The organism is Isoptericola sp. NPDC057391 (assembly GCF_042668085.1).
Taxonomy (GTDB): domain Bacteria; phylum Actinomycetota; class Actinomycetes; order Actinomycetales; family Cellulomonadaceae; genus Isoptericola.
The window spans coordinates 1-1,913 of the sequence record NZ_JBHVBO010000319.1 but is presented as its reverse complement, the minus strand read 5'-3'; the positions used below and the strand labels follow the sequence as shown (position 1 = coordinate 1,913).

Genomic DNA, 1,913 nt, shown 5'->3' with positions numbered 1-1,913 from the left:
CCCTGCGGGGTGCCGGCCCTCGTGGCGTCCGGGGAGGCTTGTTCAGCCCAGGCCGGGGGCGGTCAGGGCCAGCACGCCGATGACGACGGCGCCGCCCCAGCACAGGAAGACGTCGAAGCCTCGGCTCCGCACGACGAGGCCGACGGGCCCGGTGGACGACGTGGCGCGCCAGGTGCCGGCGACGGCGAGCGTCAGCGCGATCGTGCCGGTGCCGACACGGGCCCCGACCAGCACGCCGAGCACCACGGCGAGCACGATGCCGGCGAGCACGGTGACGATGGCGCGTTCCGGGCCGGGCAGGGTGCGTGCCGGCTCCTCGCCCTTCGCCCCGACCGAGTGCCAGGTGGGCGCGGGCTCGGTCCCTCCGGGGTCACGCGGAGGGTCGGGCAGCGCACGGGGATCCACGGCAGCCGAGCCTACCGTCGCGTGGCCGGGGCGAGCGCCGGACCTCCACACCCGCCGGGTTTCGTCGAGGGTTACGGTGAGGCCGTGCCCGAGCCGACCTCCGACGCCGCCCCTCTCACCGCACCCCTCCCCGTCCCCCGGTCCGTCGTCGTCGTGGGCGCCGGCCTCGCCGGCGCGCAGACCGTCGCCGCGCTGCGCGCGCACGGCTTCGAGGGGCGGATCACGCTGCTCGGGGCCGAGGGCGTGCCTCCGTACGACCGGCCGCCGCTGTCGAAGGAGCTGCTGACGCGGCCCGAGCCGGTGTGGCTGAGCGCGGACCTCGGCGTCGACGTCGAGGCGCTGGCCGACGACGTGCGGCTCGCCGACCCTGCCCGCGGGCTCGTGTCGGGGCCGGACGGCGTGGTCGTCGCGACGGGCCGGGGTGAGGTCGCGGCCGACGCCGTCGTGCTCGCGGTGGGCTCCGTCCCGCTCGTCCCCCCGGGGTTCGCCGCGTCGTCGGTGCTGCACACGGCGGCGGACGCCGACCGCCTGCGGGCGGCGCTGCGCCAGGACGACGGGCTGCGTCTGGTCATCGTGGGCGCGGGCTGGATCGGCGCCGAGGTCGCGGGGGTCGCGGCGGGCGCGGGCGCGCACGTCACGGTGCTCGAGGCGGCCGAGGCCCCGCTGTCGCGCCAGCTCGGGCCGGACGTCGGCGCCCGGCTCGCGGGCTGGTACGCCGATGCCGGGGTCCGCCTGCGCACGGGCGCCGCCGTCGCGGCCGTCGAGGACACGGGCGTGGTCCTGGCCGGGGGCGAGCACGTGCCCGCCGACCTGGTGCTCACGGCGGTGGGCGCCCGGCCGGCGTCGGGCTGGCTGGCCGGCACGCTGCCGCTCGACGCGCGCGGCGCGCTCCTCGTGGACGGCGACGGCCGCGTCCCCGGCCACCCGCGCGTCTGGGCGGTCGGCGACGTCGCGTCGCGGGCGCACCCCGTGTTCGGCACGGTGCCGGGCGGGCACTGGTCGGCCGCCCTGCACGACCCCGACCCCACCGTGCGCGCGATGCTCGGCGCCGAGCCGGCCGGCGCGGGGCACGCGCCGTACGTCTTCTCGCAGCAGCTCGGGCACGACCTGGCGCTGCTGGGCCTGCCCGCCACCACCGGGCCCGACGCCTCCCCCGTGGTGCTGCGCGGGACCCCGGGCGAAGGCCCGTGGGCGGCGCTCTACCTGGACCCTGCGGAGCGGGGCACGGCGGACGGCACGCCGGGCGGCGCCGCGGGGGTCGCCGTCGACGGCGTCGCGACCGTCCGTGCCGTGCTCCTCGTCGACTCCCCCCGCGACGTCGGCGGCGTCCGGCGCCTCATGAGCCGCGGCGAGCCGCTGCGCCTGGACCTCGCGAAGGCCACCGACCCCGCCGTCCGGCTGAAGGCCGCCGTCGCCGAGCCTGCCTGACGCATCGAGCGTGGGGGGGTGATGCGCGAACCCGCCCCGTGGGGGTAAAGTGACCACCCACCAATGCGGGGCCCGGGGCG

At 79.2% G+C, this 1,913-nt stretch carries 2 protein-coding genes; one reads left to right on the top strand and one right to left on the bottom strand.

The window, feature by feature from the left end; translation table 11 throughout:
- Positions 1-42: 42 nt before the first annotated feature.
- Positions 43-405, bottom strand: coding sequence for a DUF3017 domain-containing protein (locus tag ACFUVW_RS20685; protein ID WP_430573171.1), 363 nt, complete (start codon positions 403-405; stop codon positions 43-45).
- A gap of 84 nt (positions 406-489) precedes the next feature.
- Here ACFUVW_RS20685 and ACFUVW_RS20680 point away from each other — a divergent pair, with 84 nt between their 5' ends.
- Positions 490-1,833 carry an NAD(P)/FAD-dependent oxidoreductase gene (locus tag ACFUVW_RS20680; protein WP_430573170.1) on the top strand — a complete coding sequence of 448 codons (1,344 nt, stop codon included), beginning with the start codon at positions 490-492 and terminating at the stop codon, positions 1,831-1,833.
- The last annotated feature ends 80 nt before the right edge of the window (positions 1,834-1,913 follow it).